Below are 14,842 nucleotides of genomic sequence, written 5' to 3'. Positions count from 1 at the left end.
ATGTCCGGCCACTCCAAATGGGCGACGACGAAGCACAAGAAGGCCGCGCTCGACTCCAAGCGCGGCAAGCTGTTCGCCAAGCTCATCAAGAACATCGAGGTCGCGGCCCGGACGGGCGGACCCGATCCGGACGGCAACCCGACGCTGTACGACGCCATCACCAAGGCGCGCAAGAGCTCGGTCCCGATCGACAACATCGAGCGCGCCCGTAAGCGCGGCGGCGGCCTGGAGGCCGGCGGCGCCGACTGGCAGACGATCATGTACGAGGGGTACGCCCCCGGCGGCGTCGCGGTGCTGATCGAGTGCCTCACCGACAACCGCAACCGCGCCGCCTCCGAGGTCCGCGTCGCGCTGACCCGCAACGGCGGCTCGCTGGCCGACCCCGGCTCGGTGTCCTACATGTTCAACCGCAAGGGCGTCGTGCTCGTCCCCAAGGGTGAGCTCGCCGAGGACGACGTGCTGGTCGCGGTCCTCGACGCGGGCGCCGAGGAGGTCAACGACCTGGGTGACCAGTTCGAGGTCGTCTCCGAGGCCACCGACCTCGTCCCGGTCCGCAAGGCCCTGCAGGAGGCCGGGATCGACTACGACTCGGCCGAGTCCAGCTTCATGCCGACGATGAACGTCCCGCTCGACGAGGACGGCGCCCGCAAGGTCTTCAGGCTGATCGACGCCCTGGAGGACAGCGACGACGTGCAGAACGTCTGGGCCAACTTCGACGTCTCCGACGAGGTCATGGAGAAGCTCGACGCCTGACCCGGGCCATTCCGGTGTGACCTCGTGTTGTCTGCGAGGTTTGTCCGCGTGGTCAAGGGCATATCACGCGGACAATGGGCAATCCTGATCTGATCTTTGCCGTGGCGGGCGTCGCCGCGCTGCTCGCGGCCACGCTCCCCCGGCTCCTCGACCGGCGTCCCTTCTCGCTCCCGCTGGCCTGCCTGCTGGGCGGCCTGCTCCTCTACTTCCTTCCCCTGGAGCTGCCGGATCCCGATCCGGTGGCCCACCGGTCACTGATCGAGCACGCCACCGAGATCTGTGTGCTGATCTCGCTCATGGGCGCCGGGCTCGCCATCAACCGGCCCTTCGGGCGGCGCGCCTGGTCCTCGACCTGGCGCCTGCTGGGGTGGACGCTCCCGCTCACCGTCCTCGGCGTGGCCGCCGCCGCGTACGGCCTGCTCGGCTGGCCGCTCGCCGCGGCGCTGCTGCTGGGCGCGGTGCTCGCGCCGACCGACCCGGTGCTCGCCTCCGACGTGCAGGTCGGCGAGCCCGTCGACTCGGAGAAGGCCGACGACGAGGTCCGCTTCACCCTCACCTCCGAGGCGGGCCTCAACGACGGCCTCGCCTTCCCCCTGGTGTACGCCGCGATCGCGCTGGCCGTCAGCGGGGGCGTCGGCTGGGTCGCCGAGTGGACGCTGGTGGACCTGCTCTACCGGTGCGCCGCCGGAGTGGTGTGCGGCCTGCTGATCGGCAAGGGTCTGGGGCGGCTGTTCTTCCGCTCCCAGAAGTCCGACCTGCGGCTGGCCGAGCACCGCGACGGCTTCGTGGCACTGGCCGCGACGTTCCTGGCCTACGGCCTCACCGAGCTGGTGCACGGGTACGGCTTCATCGCGGTGTTCGTGACCGCCTGCACCATCAGGGCGGCCGAGCGCAGCCACGGCTACAACGGGGTGCTGCACGGCTTCATCGAGCAGATCGAGCGGCTGTTCACCGCCTGGCTGATCCTGCTGCTCGGCGGCTTCGTCGCGGTGGGCGGCCTGGCCGCGCTCACCTGGCGGGGCGCCGCGGTCGGCCTGTTGCTGCTGCTGGTCATCCGGCCGCTGACCGGTTGGCTCGCCGAGCTGGGGGGCAGGGCGGGCCCGCGCGAGCGCGTCGCGACGGCGTTCTTCGGCATCCGAGGCATCGGCTCGCTGTTCTACCTCGCCTATGCCCTCGGCCAGGCCGACTTCGGCGTACCCGCCGAGGAGCTCTGGGCCGTGGTCGCCTTCACCGTGCTGGCCTCCCTGGTGATCCACGGCATCTCGGCCTCGCCGGTGATGAACCGCCTGGACCGGTTGCGCGACAGGAAGAGCGACGAGGACGCCGAACCCGCCGCCCAGCACCTGTGAGCCGCGAGGCCGCCCCGGGCTGAGGCCGGAGCACCTCCGTGGCCGGGTCCGATGCCCGCTCGCGGCTGAGCCCGGAGTACGCCCGTGACTGGGTCCGACGCCCGCCCGTGGCCGAGTCCGGGGCGGGCTCGCGGCCGGGGCCGACGCCCGCTCGCGGTCGAGGCCCGGAGCCCGCTCGTGGCCGGGACCCGGGGCCCGCTCGCGGCCTCTCCGGCGGGCCGGGGAAGAGCCGTGCGCGGGCCGCCCGCACGCGGTAGAGTCTGCCACCGAACAGGTGTTCGGCGAGCGGAGGCGTGTCGGTGCGGTTGCCCGAGTTGCGGGTGATGGGGGTCGATCCCGGGCTTACCCGATGCGGGCTCGGCGCCGTCGAGGGGCGGCCGGGCGCCCCGCTGAACCTGGTGAAGGTCGGGGTCGTCCGCACCCCCTCCGACGACGAGATCGGCGCCCGGCTGGTGGCGATCGAGGCGGGCATCGAGCAGTGGCTCGACGAGATCCGGCCTGACGCGGTGGCCGTGGAGCGGGTCTTCGCCCAGCACAACCTCAGGACCGTGATGGGCACCGCGCAGGCCTCCGCCGTGGCGATCCTGTGCGCGTCCCGCAGGGGCCTGCCGGTCGCGCTGCACACGCCGTCCGAGGTCAAGGCCGCCATCACCGGCAGCGGCACGGCCGACAAGCAGCAGGTCGGCACGATGGTGACCCGCCTGCTGCGGCTGGACGCCATGCCCAAGCCCGCCGACGCCGCCGACGCGCTCGCCCTCGCGATCTGCCACGTGTGGCGGGGCGGGGCCCAGAGCAGGCTGGCCGAGGCCGCCGCGAAGGCGGCGGGCGCCACCACGACCCCCGCCGCCTACTTCCGAGGCCGTGGCAGGGCCGGACACCCGAGAGGAACCGCGAAGTGATCGCCTCGGTGCGAGGACAGGTGACCGCGATCGCGCCCGACGGGGCGGTCGTCGAGGTCGGCGGGGTGGGGGTCCTCGTGCACTGCACGCCGGGCACGCTGGCGACGCTCAGGACGGGCGAGGAGATCAGGCTCGCCACCTCGCTGGTGGTCCGCGAGGAGTCGCTCACCCTGTTCGGCTTCGTCACCGACGACGAGCGCGGCACCTTCGAGCTGCTGCAGACGGCGAGCGGGGTCGGCCCCAAGGTCGCCCTCGCGATGCTCGCCGTGCACACCCCCAACGCGCTCCGGGTCGCGGTGGCCTCCGCCGACGTCAAGGCGCTGACCAGGGTCCCCGGGGTGGGCCCGAAGGGCGCCCAGCGGATCATCGTCGACCTCAAGAACAAGCTCGGCACGCCGGAGGAGGCCGTCAACGCCGCGCTCGACGGCCGCGCAGCCGCACCCGCCTGGCGGTCCCAGGTCCACTCCGGGCTGGTCGGCCTGGGCTACTCGGGGCGAGACGCCGACGAGGCGGTCGCCATCGTCGAGCCGCAGGCCGACGCGGACCTGGCCGAGGGCCGTCCCCCGCAGGTGGCGGCCCTGCTCAAGGCCGCGCTCCGCGCGCTGAGCGCGCGATGAGGCGCGAGCGTGGCGGGCCTCACCGGTTTTCCTGGGGTGAGCGTGCCGTACGGGACACGCGGGGTGACTGCGGGAGAGGCCGCCGTACGGCGGGCGGGGGAGGGGCGGCGTGAGTTCCGACCGTGATCTGGTGTCGCCGGACGCAGAGGGCGACGAGAGATACATCGAGGCGGCGCTCCGGCCCAAGCGGCTGGACGAGTTCATCGGCCAGGCACGGGTGCGCGAGCAGCTGTCGCTGGTGCTGCAGAGCGCGCTGCGCCGCAACCGGCCGCCGGACCACGTGCTGATGAGCGGCGGTCCCGGGCTGGGCAAGACGACCCTTTCCATGATCATCGCGACCGAGCTCTCCGTGCCTCTCCGGATCACCTCGGGGCCCGCGCTGGAGCGGGCCGGCGACCTCGCGGCGATCCTGTCGACCCTCTCCGAGGGCGAGGTCCTGTTCATCGACGAGATCCACCGGATGGCCAGGCCCGCCGAGGAGATGCTCTACCTCGCGATGGAGGACTTCCGCGTCGACATCGTGGTGGGCAAGGGGCCGGGGGCGACCGCGATCCCGCTGGAGATCGCCCCGTTCACCCTGGTCGGGGCCACCACCAGGGCGGGTATGCTCCCCGCGCCGCTGCGCGACCGCTTCGGTTTCGTCGCGCACATGGACTTCTACGGGGTCGCCGAGCTGGAGGAGGTGCTGCACCGCTCCTCGCGCCTGCTGGGCGTCACGCTCCCCGGCGACGCCGCCCACGAGATCGCCGGTCGCTCCCGGGGCACCCCCCGCATCGCCAACCGGCTGCTGCGCCGGGTCCGCGACTTCGCCGAGGTGCGCGCCGAGGGCGTCGTCACCAGGGACGTCGCCTCCGCCGCGCTCAACCTCTACGAGGTCGACGCCGAGGGGCTCGACCGGCTCGACCGGGCGGTGCTCGGCGCGCTGCTGCGCAAGTTCGGCGGCGGGCCGGTGGGACTGTCGACCCTGGCGGTCGCGGTGGGGGAGGAGCCGGAGACGGTCGAGGTGGTCGCCGAGCCGTTCCTGGTGCGGCAGGGCCTGCTGGCCCGCACCCCCCGGGGCCGGGTCGCGACCGCGGCGGCCTGGACCCACCTGGGGCTGGTGCCCCCGCCGGACGCCTTCGGGGCCTCGTTCCTCGTCGATCTTGAGGATGATCCCGGGCAAATCTAGCGTTGGGAGTCGGTGGGGGAGCCGTACAGGATTGATCACAGAACGATGACAACTGTATCGAAATGGGAACTTCCCTGCGTGCCGAAACGTGACTTCGTTGCCGCGCTCTTAACAGCTCGCCTAAACTCCGAGCCTTGGCTGGCTGTGTAGGCTGACGTGCTGAGCGGCGTGGCCGTATGTGACGTCCGGCTTCCGCCGGTCAATCTCAAGAGAGGGAGCGGCCCTGTGGGCGGCAACTATTCGAGCCTGATCATGATCGCTCTCATGGTCGTGGTGTTCTACTTCCTGCTCATCCGGCCGCAGCGCAAGCGGCAGCAGGAGCAGGTCAAGATGCAGAACAGTCTCACGCCGGGCACCGGTGTCATGACCACGACGGGTCTCTTCGCGACCGTGGTGGCCATCGACGCCGACGACGTGATCCTGGAGATCGCCCCCGGCGTGGAGACCCGCTGGGTCAAGGCGGCCATCGGCCGTGTCCTGGTTCCGGTTGACGACGTGGAGGAGGAGAATGTCAAGGCTGTCGACCACGATGTCGTGGTGACGGCGGAACAGCAGGGTGCAGACCACGACACGACGAGCAAGAAGCCGTGAGTGGCCTCACCTCCAACCCCCTATAACCGAAAGAACTGACGACCAGTGGCCCGACCGACCAGCGGCCAGAGCAGACCGGGGCGCATGCTCCTGGTGCTTCTGGCGATCATTCTCGCCATGGGCGGGGCGATGCTCCTCAACAAGGCGTACACCCCGGAGTATGGCCTCGACCTCGCCGGCGGCACGACCGTGACGCTGCAGCCCGTCACGCCGAACGGGGGCGCTCCCTCGCAGGAGAGCCTCGACCTCGCCGTGAACATCATCCGCGAGCGGGTGAACGGCAGCGGCATCTCCGACGCCGAGGTCGCCAAATCCGGCGACAACATCGTCATCTCCGTTCCCGGAGCCGGCCAGGAGGAAGTCGTCAAGCTGGTCGGCACCACCGCGGAGCTGAGATTCCGCCAAGTGCTGGCGATCGGGGCCGGGTCGCCTCCGCCCCCGGGCCAGCTCTCCACCGAGGCGCCGACGCCGACTCCCTCGCCCAGCGCCTCCGGACGCAAGGGCGACAAGGGGTCCAAGCCCGCCGAGTCGGCGACCCCGAAGCCCGGCGCGACCGCCGCGCCCGACACGGGAGCCTCACCGGCCGGCCGCGCGCTGTCGTCGGCGCTCACCGACCCGAGCCCCGGCGCCACTCCCGCGCCCTCCGCCGAGCCGAGCGGCGACACGTCCGCCAAGCCGGGTAAGAGCGCGGCCCCGGACGCCAGCGCCGCGCCCGACGCCAGTGCCTTGCCGACGGCCCCGCCGGCATCGCCCGACGACCCCATGGCGGGCGTCGACACCACCGGGATCGACCCCGCGGCGCTCAAGCGGTTCGAGACGCTCGACTGCGCCAAGGACGCCGGGGTGGGCGCCCAGGACGCGCCGGACAAGCAGTACGTCGGCTGCAGCCAGGACGGCAGCACCAAGTTCGTGCTGGACAAGGCGGCCGTGACCGGCACCTCGATCGACAGCGCGTCCTCCGGCGTCGACCAGACCACCGGTGAGTGGCTCGTCCAGCTCGCCTTCAAGGGCCAGGGCCCCGACCAGTGGTCGAAGGTCACCACCACCGCCTTCAACTCGCAGGCCCCCCGCAACCAGGTCGCCATGGTCCTCGACGGCGTGGTCATCTCCGCGCCCGTCATCCAGGAGCCCATCACCGGCGGCCGGGCGCAGATCTCCGGCAGCTTCACCCAGGTGACGGCCGACGAGCTGGCCAACCAGCTCAAGTACGGCGCGCTGCCGCTGAAGTTCGAGAAGAGCTCCATCGAGGAGGTCTCCTCCACGCTGGGCGCCGACCAGCTGCGCGGCGGTCTCATCGCGGGCGCGATCGGCCTCCTGCTGGTCGTGATCTACTCGATGCTCTACTACCGGGGTCTGGGCGTCGTCTCGGTGCTGAGCCTCGTGGTGGCCACGGTCGTGACCTACCAGGCCGTCGTGCTGCTCGGCGCGTTCGCGGGCTTCCGCCTCTCGCTGCCGCACATCATCGGACTGATCGTCTCGATCGGTATCACCGCGGACTCGTTCATCGTCTACTTCGAACGGATCCGCGACGAGATGAAGGAGGGCCGGCGCTCGCTGCGCACGGCCGTCGAGGTCGCCTGGGTCCGCGCCCGGCGGACGATCCTCATCGCCGACGCCGTCATGTTCATCGCCGCCGTGGTCCTCTACTTCCTGGCGGTCGGCGGCGTGGCCGGGTTCGCCTTCGCGATGGGCCTGACCACGCTCATCGACATCGCGGTGGTGTTCATGTTCACCAAGCCGTTCGTCGCGATGCTGGCCAAGTTGCCGTTCTTCGCCAAGGGGCACAAGCTCTCCGGGCTCGACGCCGAGCGCATGAGCGAGGCCCCCGTCGCGCCCAAGACCGTTCCGCAGGAGGCCTGATGTCCGGCATCGCGCGCCGGCTGTACCGGGGCGAGGTCGACGTCGACTTCGTCGGCCGCAAGAAGCTCTGGTACACCCTTTCCGCAATCCTGCTGGTGATCTCCATCGCCGGTCTGGTCTTCAACGGGCTCAACCTGGGCGTGGAGTTCAAGGGCGGCTCCGTCTTCTCCTTCAAGGCCCCGACGGCCAACATCGAGCAGGTGCGCGCCACGTTCACCGACGCCGGCGCTCACCAGGTCATCGCGCAGACGACCCAGAACGGCTGGCGGGTCACCACGGAGAGCCTCCCGGCCGACCAGGTCACCAAGATGCAGAAGGCCGTGTCCACCGAGTTCAAGCTGCCGGTGGACCAGGTCAACCTGCAGGTGATCGGCGCCTCGTGGGGTGGTCAGGTGGCCAACAAGGCCGTCATCGGACTGATCGTCTTCATGCTGGCGATCATCCTGTACCTGACGATGGCCTTCGAGTGGAAGATGGCGCTCGCCGCCGTCGTGGCGCTGCTGCACGACCTGGTGATCACCGCCGGCGTCTACGCCTGGTCCGGCTTCGAGGTCACCCCGGCGACCCTGCTGGGCTTCCTGACGATCCTCGGATACTCGCTGTACGACGCCGTCGTCGTCTTCGACATGATCAAGGAGGTCACCGCCAAGATCGGCAGGACCTCCAAGATCACCTACACCGAGGCCGCCAACAACGCGCTGAACCACACGCTGATCCGGTCGCTGAACACCACCCTGGTGGCGATCCTGCCGGTCGCGGCGATCCTCTTCATCGGCACCACGCTGTTCGGCGCGGGCACGCTGAAGGACCTGTCGCTGTCGCTGTTCGTCGGCATGCTCGTCGGCACCTACTCCTCGCTGTGCGTCGCGACGCCGCTGCTGGTCACGTTGAAGGAGCGCGAGCCCCTCTACACGGAGATCGCCAAGAGGATCGCCGCGCACGGGGGCGGTTCCGGGGTCAAGACGGTGCGCCAGCCGGTCACCGCCGGAGCCTCCAACGGCGCCGCCACGGTCGCCGGCGGAGCCTCCGGTGGCACCTCCACGGTCACCGGCAGGGCCCCCTCGGCCGGTGACAAGCGAAGGAAGAAGTAAGCACGAGCACGTCCGCGCCTCCGCTCCCCGCACGGGGAGCGGAGGCGTTTTCCTTACCAACGCAACCCCAGCAGCCTCTTTCCCGTACCGTCACCGGCCCCCGGTGTCCTTCCACCCCGAGATCTCCACAGGAGCGCCGACCATGACCGAGCTGAGCAGCCTGATCCTCGACCGCATCCGCGACGTGCCCGACTATCCGCAGCCCGGGGTGCTGTTCAAGGACATCACCCCCCTGCTCGCCGACCCGGTGGCGTTCACCGCGGTGACCGAGGAACTGGCCGGGCTGTACGAGGTGGACAAGATCGTCGGGATCGAGGCGCGGGGGTTCATCCTGGCCGCCCCGGTCGCCGTCCGGGCGGGCGCGGGCTTCGTCCCGGTACGGAAGAAAGGCAAACTGCCCTCTGAGACGCTTGAGGCGTCCTACGATCTGGAGTACGGCTCCGCCACCATCGAGGTTCACCGGGACGCCTTCACCCCCGGAGAGCGCGTTCTCATCGTCGACGACGTGCTCGCCACCGGAGGTACGGCGCGCGCGGCGGTGGAGCTGGTCCGCAGGGCGGGCGCCGACGTCGTCGCGGTCGCCGTGCTCATGGAGCTGGCCTTCCTCAAGGGCCGCGAGCGCCTGACCGACGTGGAGCTGCACACCCTCGTCGTCGTCTGATCGACCCCGCGGACAAATGCACGCAACCCCGTCTGGATACACTGAGGGATCTGGACTCGAACGTAAGGAGTCTGAGTGCCCCGTGATGTGGTCGTCCCCGACGCGACCGCCGGCGGTGGCGGTCCCGAGATGGCCGTCCCAGCAGGCGATGCCGGTTCCGCCATGTCCGGAGCCGCCGAGGAGAAGCCGGCGGTAAGGCGAAGGCTCGCACGTTTCGGGGGGACATGGGGTGGCGGCATGAATCCGGTCCTGGAGCCGCTGTTCCGGACGGTCCGCGCGACCCATCCGAAGGCGGACCTGCGGCTCATCGAGCGCTCCTACGACGTGGCCGCCTACCACCACCGCGACCAGAAGCGTAAGAGCGGCGACCCGTACATCACCCACCCGCTGGCGGTGGCCACGATCCTGGCCGAGCTCGGCACCGACGACGAGACGCTGTGCGCGGCGCTGCTGCACGACACCGTCGAGGACACCGCCTACGGCCTCGACGAGCTGCGCTCGGACTTCGGCGACAACATCGCGCTGCTGGTCGACGGCGTCACCAAGCTCGACAAGGTCAAGTTCGGGGCCGCGGCCGAGGCCGAGACCGTGCGCAAGATGGTCGTGGCGATGTCCCGCGACATCCGGGTGCTGGTGATCAAGCTCGCCGACCGGCTGCACAACATGCGCACCATGCGCTACCTGCCCGAGCACAAGCGGCACCAGAAGTCGCGGGAGACGCTGGAGATCTTCGCGCCGCTCGCCCACCGGCTGGGCATGAACACCATCAAGTGGGAGCTGGAGGACCTCGCGTTCGCCATGCTCTACCCCAAGCGGTACGACGAGATCGCCCGGATGGTGTCGGAGCGGGCCCCGCGCAGGGACCTGTTCCTGCAGGAGGTCATCGAGAAGGTCTCCGGGGACCTGCGCGACGCCAAGATCCGCGCGGCCGTCAAGGGGCGCCCCAAGCACTACTACTCCGTCTACCAGAAGATGATCGCCAGGGACGTCGCCTTCGACGACATCTACGACCTGGTCGGCATCCGGGTCCTGGTCGACTCGGTCCGCGACTGCTACGCGGCGCTCGGCACGATCCACGCGCGATGGAACCCGGTCCCCGGCCGGTTCAAGGACTACATCGCGATGCCCAAGTTCAACATGTACCAGTCGCTGCACACCACGGTCATCGGCCCCGAGGGCAAGCCGGTGGAGCTGCAGATCCGCACCCACGGCATGCACCACAGGGCCGAGTACGGCGTGGCGGCGCACTGGAAGTACAAGGAGGACATGACCACCGCGGGTCCTCCCGGGGCGAAGCTGAAGCCCGCCAGCGACATGGCGTGGCTGCGCCAGCTCCTCGACTGGCAGAAGGAGACCGCCGACCCGGGCGAGTTCCTGGAGTCGCTCAGGTTCGACCTGTCGGTCTCCGAGGTCTACGTCTTCACCCCCAGGGGCCAGGTCATCGCCCTGCCGGAGAACGCGACGCCCGTCGACTTCGCCTACGCCGTGCACACCGAGGTCGGCCACCGCTGCATCGGGGCGCGGGTCAACGGCCGCCTGGTGCCCCTGGAGTCGCGCCTGGGCAACGGCGACACCGTGGAGATCTTCACCTCCAAGTCGCCCGACGCCGGCCCCTCGCGTGACTGGCTGAAGTTCGTCAAGTCCGGCCGGGCCCGCAACAAGATCCGGCAGTGGTTCTCCAAGGAGCGCCGCGAGACCGCGATCGAGGCGGGCAAGGAGGCGATCGGCCGCGCCATGCGCAAGCAGGGCCTGCCGTTGCAGCGCCTGATGTCCGGAGAGTCCCTCCTGGCCCTCGCCAGGGACCTGCGCTACCCGGACGTCTCCGCGCTCTACGCGGCCGTCGGCGAGGGCCACGTGGCCGCGCAGACGGTCGTGCAGAAGCTCGTGACGTCCATCGGGGGCGTCGAGGGCGCCGAGGAAGACATCGCCGAGACCTCCGTGCCGACCAAGCTGCGCGGGCGGCCCCGGGGCAGCGGCGGCGCGGGAGTGGTCGTCGCGGGCGACTCCGACGTGTGGGTGCGCCTCTCGCGATGTTGCACCCCCGTGCCCGGCGACGAGATCGTCGGCTTCGTCACCCGCGGGCACGGCGTGTCGGTGCACCGCACCAACTGCCCCAACATGGACCAGCTCCAGTCGGAGCCCGACCGCCTGGTCGAGGTCGCCTGGTCCGCCGCCGACGACTCGGTGTTCCTGGTCGCGCTGCAGGTCGAGGCGCTCGACCGGCCCCGGCTGCTCTCCGACGTGACCCGGACCCTCTCCGACCAGCACGTCAACATCCTGTCGGCGTCGGTGACGACGTCCAGGGACCGGGTGGCGATCAGCAAGTTCACCTTCGAGATGGGCGACCCCAAGCACCTGGGCCACGTCCTGAAGGCCGTCCGCAACATCCAGGGCGTCTACGACGTCTACCGGGTCAGCGGCGCCGGTTCCTGAGGCCTCCTCGTCCGGGCTGTCCCGTACGCCCCCTCGGGCCGCGTACGCCCGGCGTGCGGTCATCACCGTGCCGCTCCGCGACGTTCCATGTCCCTTGGGCCGCGTATGCCCGGCGTGCGCCCCGCGGCGTCCACACCCTCTCGGGCCGCTTGCACCCGGCGTGTGATTCGTCGTGTGCCGCTCCGCGACATCTCCGCTCCCTCAGGCCGCGTACGCCCGGCGCGTGGTCCGTCCACGTCCCGTGACGGCCGGGTCACGTATCCGGCACGAACCCGCCCCCGACCGTCCCGTCACAGGCGGCGGGGCCGCGGGGAGCACTCCGTGGTGGGAGTGTCCCCGCGGCCCCGCGGGTGTGTCAGCCGGTGACGATGCCGGGCGTCAGGAGAACTCGGCGAGCGTGCGCTCCGCCTCCTCCAGCCAGGAACGGCGGGCGGCCAGGGCCTCCTCGGAGTCCTTGACGTCCTTGTCCCTGCCCGCGTCCCTGGCCTTGGCCAGGCGGCCCTCCAGCTGCGCGATCGACTTGCGCAGCTGGTCGACCGTGTTCTGGGCGCGGGCGCGGGCCTCGGGGTTGGAACGCTTCCACTCCGTCTCCTCGGCCTTGCGGACCGCCTCGTCGATCTTGCGCAGGCCACCCTCCAGGCGGTCGCGCTGCTCGCGCGGGACGGGACCCGCGGCCTCCCAGCGCTCCAGGAGGTTGCGCAGGGCGCCCCTGGCGGCGCGGGCGTCGGTGACCGGGAGGATCTTCTCCGCCTCGACCAGGAGCTGCTCCTTGATCTCGGCGTTCGCCGCCAGCGAGGCGTCGCGCTCGGCGAAGACCGCCGACCGCGCCTGGAAGAACTGGTCCTGGGCGCCCTTGAAACGGCCCCAGAGCTCGTCCTCGACCTCGCGGGAGGCCCTGCCCGCCGTCTTCCACTCCTGCATAAGCTCGCGGTAGGCCGACGCGGTGGCGCCCCAGTCGGTGGACGAGGCCAGCGTCTCGGCCTCGGCCACGATGCGCTCCTTGGTGGAACGCACGCCCTCGCGCTGCTCGTCAAGCCCCGCGAAGTAGGCCTTGCGCCGCTTGGCGAAGGCCGTACGGGCCGCCGAGAGGCGCTTCCACAGCGCAGCCTCGGTCACCCGGTCGATGCGCTCGGCGGCCTTCCACTCCTCGATCAGCTGGCGCAGCCGCTCGCCACCGGTCTTCCAGTGGGTCGTGTCGTCGGCGATGCGCTCGGCCTCGGCGACGATCCGCTCCTTGATGCCCTTGGCCTCTGCCCTGGCCACGTCGCGAGCCGCCTTGACCTCCTCCCGGCGCTGGGCGACCAGCTCCGTGAGGGCGTTGAGGCGGTTCAGCAGCGCGTCGAGATCGCCGACCGCGTGCGCGTCGGTGATCGCCTCACGGAGCTTGACGATCGTCGCCTCGGCCTGGGCGGGTGGCAGGTCGGTGCCGCGGACCCGCTGTTCCAGCAGGGTGACCTGCCCGGCCAGCTCGTCGAACTTGCGATGGAAGTAGGCAAGCGCCTCCTCCGGTTCGCCGGCCTTCCAGGACCCGACGGCCCGCTCTCCCTCAGCCGTACGTACGTAGACGGTGCCGTCGTCGTCTACCCGGCCCCACGGGTCGGTGCTCACCGTGTCCTCCCGCACTTTCATCAGCCTTTCGGGACTTACCGCCCCTTGTATGTATTACGTCAGCTCTAACTGGACATTGTCACGTCTTTGATTTCGACGGTTTCCTTCGGTGCCCCGGTGCCGTCGGGGCCCGGGGTGATGACGCCCGCCTTGTTCACCTTGTCGAGGATCTCCAGACCCTTGGTGACCGTACCGAACGGTGTGTAGTCCGGGCCCAGCGGGGCGTCGCCGAAGACGATGAAGAACTGGCTGCCGTTGGTGTCGGGGCCGCTGTTGGCCATGGCCACGACGCCGCGCGTGTATTTGGCGCCCTCCAGGTTCTCGTTCACGAAACGGTAGCCGGGGCCGCCCTGGCCGTCGGTCTGGCTCTTTCCGTCGGCCTTGGCCAGCGGGTCGCCGCACTGCAGCATGGGGAACTGGTCGGAACCCAGCCGGTGACACTTCGAACCGTCGAAGTACTTCTTCTGCGCCAGGAAGGCGAAGGAGTTGACCGTGCACGGGGTCTTGTCGGCCGACACCTTGATGACGATGTCGCCCTGGTTGGTCTTCAGGGTCATCGTCTTGGGCGTCAGGTCGACCTTCTCCGGGGGCAGGCCCACGTTCTTGGCCGGACCGCCACCGGCCTCCGCGACGTAGCCGCAGGTGCCGCTCGCCGGGTCGAAGGCCTTGGGCTTCGCCCCGGCGTCCGCCGACGCGGCCGGCGAGGCGTTGTCCGACGGGGCCGGGTCGGTGGTCGCGGTCGCCGTCGTGTCGGAGCCCCCGAACAGGGTCGTCGCGGCGATCACACCCGCCACCACGACCACACCGGCCACGGTGCTGCCGATGATCGCGTTGCGCTTGGCCCTGGACTCACGTTCGACGCGTCGCTGCGTCTGCCGCTCGTAGTGCTCGCGCGCCAACTGCTTCTGACGCTCCTTGCCGCTCACCGCTTCGCCCTCCCGAGTGCCGAGTAGTACTTAATGAGGTGGGCGAATCGTATCGGCCAATGGGTAATGGTTCGCAGCCCGCCGACCCGCACCGGTACCCTTCGGTTACATTCCCATCCGCATTCTTGACGAGATCAGCTGAGGCAGATGCTCATCGCCGGGTTTCCCGCAGGGTCCTTCCAGACCAACTGTTACGTCGTCGCTCCCGCCGCGGGCGAGGAGTGCGTGGTCGTCGACCCCGGTCAGAACGCCGTCGGCGACCTCGACGACCTGCTGCGCGAGCACCGGCTCAAGCCCGTCGCGGTGCTGGTCACCCACGGGCACATCGATCACATGTGGTCGGTCGCCCCGGTCTGCGGCGCGCGTGACGTTCCCGCGTGGATCCACCCGCAGGACCGCGACCTGCTGTCCGATCCGGGCAGGGGGCTGTCGCTGTCGACGAGGCAGCAGCTGTTCGGCGGGCTCACCTTCACCGAGCCCGACGACGTGCGCGAGCTCGCCGACGGCGAGGTGCTGCGGCTGGCCGGCCTGGAGCTCACCGTCGACCACACCCCCGGCCATACCAGGGGGTCGGTGACCTTCAGGCTGCCCAGCACCGAGGAGATCCCGGACGTGCTGTTCTCGGGCGACCTGCTGTTCGCCGGCTCCATCGGCCGCACAGACCTTCCGGGCGGCGACTACCCGACCATCCTGCGCAGCCTGGCGGCCAAGTGCCTGCCGCTGCCGGAGGACACGGTGGTCCTGCCCGGCCACGGACCACAGACCACGATCGGTCACGAGCGTGCCACCAACCCGTACCTCGCGGAGGCGAGGGCGGCCGCGGGCGCGGAATCCGCGGGTTCCGCCGACGCCGGGCACGACCGCGGCCCCGGCAGGGGACTCTAAG

Annotated in this window: 13 protein-coding genes; 11 read left to right on the top strand and 2 right to left on the bottom strand. The window is 70.4% G+C overall.

From position 1 onward, the window contains the following. The 10 genes from ACSC1Q_RS00245 to ACSC1Q_RS00200 all read left to right on the top strand — a co-directional run bounded on the left by ACSC1Q_RS00245 (position 1) and on the right by ACSC1Q_RS00200 (position 11,422). A complete protein-coding gene (locus ACSC1Q_RS00245; RefSeq protein ID WP_329078906.1) occupies positions 1 to 753 on the top strand; it encodes a YebC/PmpR family DNA-binding transcriptional regulator in 753 nt (250 codons plus the stop codon). A 74-nt stretch (positions 754 to 827) separates the two neighbouring features. Beyond that, complete coding sequence (locus ACSC1Q_RS00240) at positions 828 to 2,102, top strand: cation:proton antiporter (RefSeq protein WP_436756585.1); 1,275 nt, start codon at positions 828 to 830, stop codon at positions 2,100 to 2,102. A 314-nt stretch (positions 2,103 to 2,416) separates the two neighbouring features. Continuing rightward, positions 2,417 to 3,001 (top strand): crossover junction endodeoxyribonuclease RuvC, encoded by a 585-nt coding sequence (ruvC, locus tag ACSC1Q_RS00235; protein WP_436757219.1) that lies wholly within the window; start codon positions 2,417 to 2,419, stop codon positions 2,999 to 3,001. Beyond that, positions 2,998 to 3,618: a Holliday junction branch migration protein RuvA gene (ruvA, locus tag ACSC1Q_RS00230; protein ID WP_436756584.1), complete on the top strand. Its 621-nt coding sequence runs from the start codon at positions 2,998 to 3,000 to the stop codon at positions 3,616 to 3,618. The genes ruvC and ruvA overlap by 4 nt, the downstream gene beginning before the upstream one ends. A gap of 109 nt (positions 3,619 to 3,727) precedes the next feature. Continuing rightward, the gene (gene ruvB, locus ACSC1Q_RS00225; RefSeq protein WP_436756583.1) at positions 3,728 to 4,786 is read left to right on the top strand and encodes a Holliday junction branch migration DNA helicase RuvB; all 1,059 of its coding nucleotides are present in this window, start codon (positions 3,728 to 3,730) and stop codon (positions 4,784 to 4,786) included. Between the two features lie 225 nt (positions 4,787 to 5,011). After that, entirely contained in the window at positions 5,012 to 5,377 is a 366-nt protein-coding gene (gene yajC / locus ACSC1Q_RS00220) for a preprotein translocase subunit YajC (protein ID WP_436756582.1), read from the top strand. Positions 5,378 to 5,461: 84 nt separating this feature from the next. Continuing rightward, positions 5,462 to 7,237 (top strand): protein translocase subunit SecD, encoded by a 1,776-nt coding sequence (secD, locus tag ACSC1Q_RS00215; protein WP_436756581.1) that lies wholly within the window; start codon positions 5,462 to 5,464, stop codon positions 7,235 to 7,237. After that, positions 7,237 to 8,328 carry a protein translocase subunit SecF gene (gene secF, locus ACSC1Q_RS00210; protein WP_436756580.1) on the top strand — a complete coding sequence of 364 codons (1,092 nt, stop codon included), beginning with the start codon at positions 7,237 to 7,239 and terminating at the stop codon, positions 8,326 to 8,328. Before secD ends, secF begins: the two co-directional genes overlap by 1 nt. A 142-nt stretch (positions 8,329 to 8,470) precedes the next feature. Continuing rightward, positions 8,471 to 8,989, top strand: coding sequence for an adenine phosphoribosyltransferase (locus ACSC1Q_RS00205; RefSeq protein WP_436756579.1), 519 nt, complete (start codon positions 8,471 to 8,473; stop codon positions 8,987 to 8,989). Positions 8,990 to 9,226: 237 nt separating this feature from the next. After that, positions 9,227 to 11,422: a RelA/SpoT family protein gene (locus tag ACSC1Q_RS00200; protein ID WP_436756578.1), complete on the top strand. Its 2,196-nt coding sequence runs from the start codon at positions 9,227 to 9,229 to the stop codon at positions 11,420 to 11,422. Between the two features lie 378 nt (positions 11,423 to 11,800). On the opposite strand, the gene ACSC1Q_RS00195 is transcribed toward ACSC1Q_RS00200, so the two are convergent. Then, positions 11,801 to 13,030, bottom strand: coding sequence for a DUF349 domain-containing protein (locus ACSC1Q_RS00195; RefSeq protein WP_436756577.1), 1,230 nt, complete (start codon positions 13,028 to 13,030; stop codon positions 11,801 to 11,803). A gap of 65 nt (positions 13,031 to 13,095) precedes the next feature. After that, positions 13,096 to 13,956, bottom strand: a complete 861-nt coding sequence (locus ACSC1Q_RS00190) for a peptidylprolyl isomerase (protein WP_436756576.1) — start codon at positions 13,954 to 13,956, stop codon at positions 13,096 to 13,098. A 147-nt stretch (positions 13,957 to 14,103) separates the two neighbouring features. On the opposite strand from ACSC1Q_RS00190, the gene ACSC1Q_RS00185 reads away from it, so the two are divergent. Beyond that, positions 14,104 to 14,841 (top strand): MBL fold metallo-hydrolase, encoded by a 738-nt coding sequence (locus ACSC1Q_RS00185; protein WP_436756575.1) that lies wholly within the window; start codon positions 14,104 to 14,106, stop codon positions 14,839 to 14,841. The last annotated feature ends 1 nt before the right edge of the window (position 14,842 follow it).

Source organism: Streptosporangium heterodermiicola (assembly GCF_051390675.1).
GTDB lineage: Bacteria > Actinomycetota > Actinomycetes > Streptosporangiales > Streptosporangiaceae > Streptosporangium.
The sequence above is the reverse complement of the archived record's forward strand: the minus strand, read 5'-3'. Positions and strand labels throughout refer to the sequence as shown.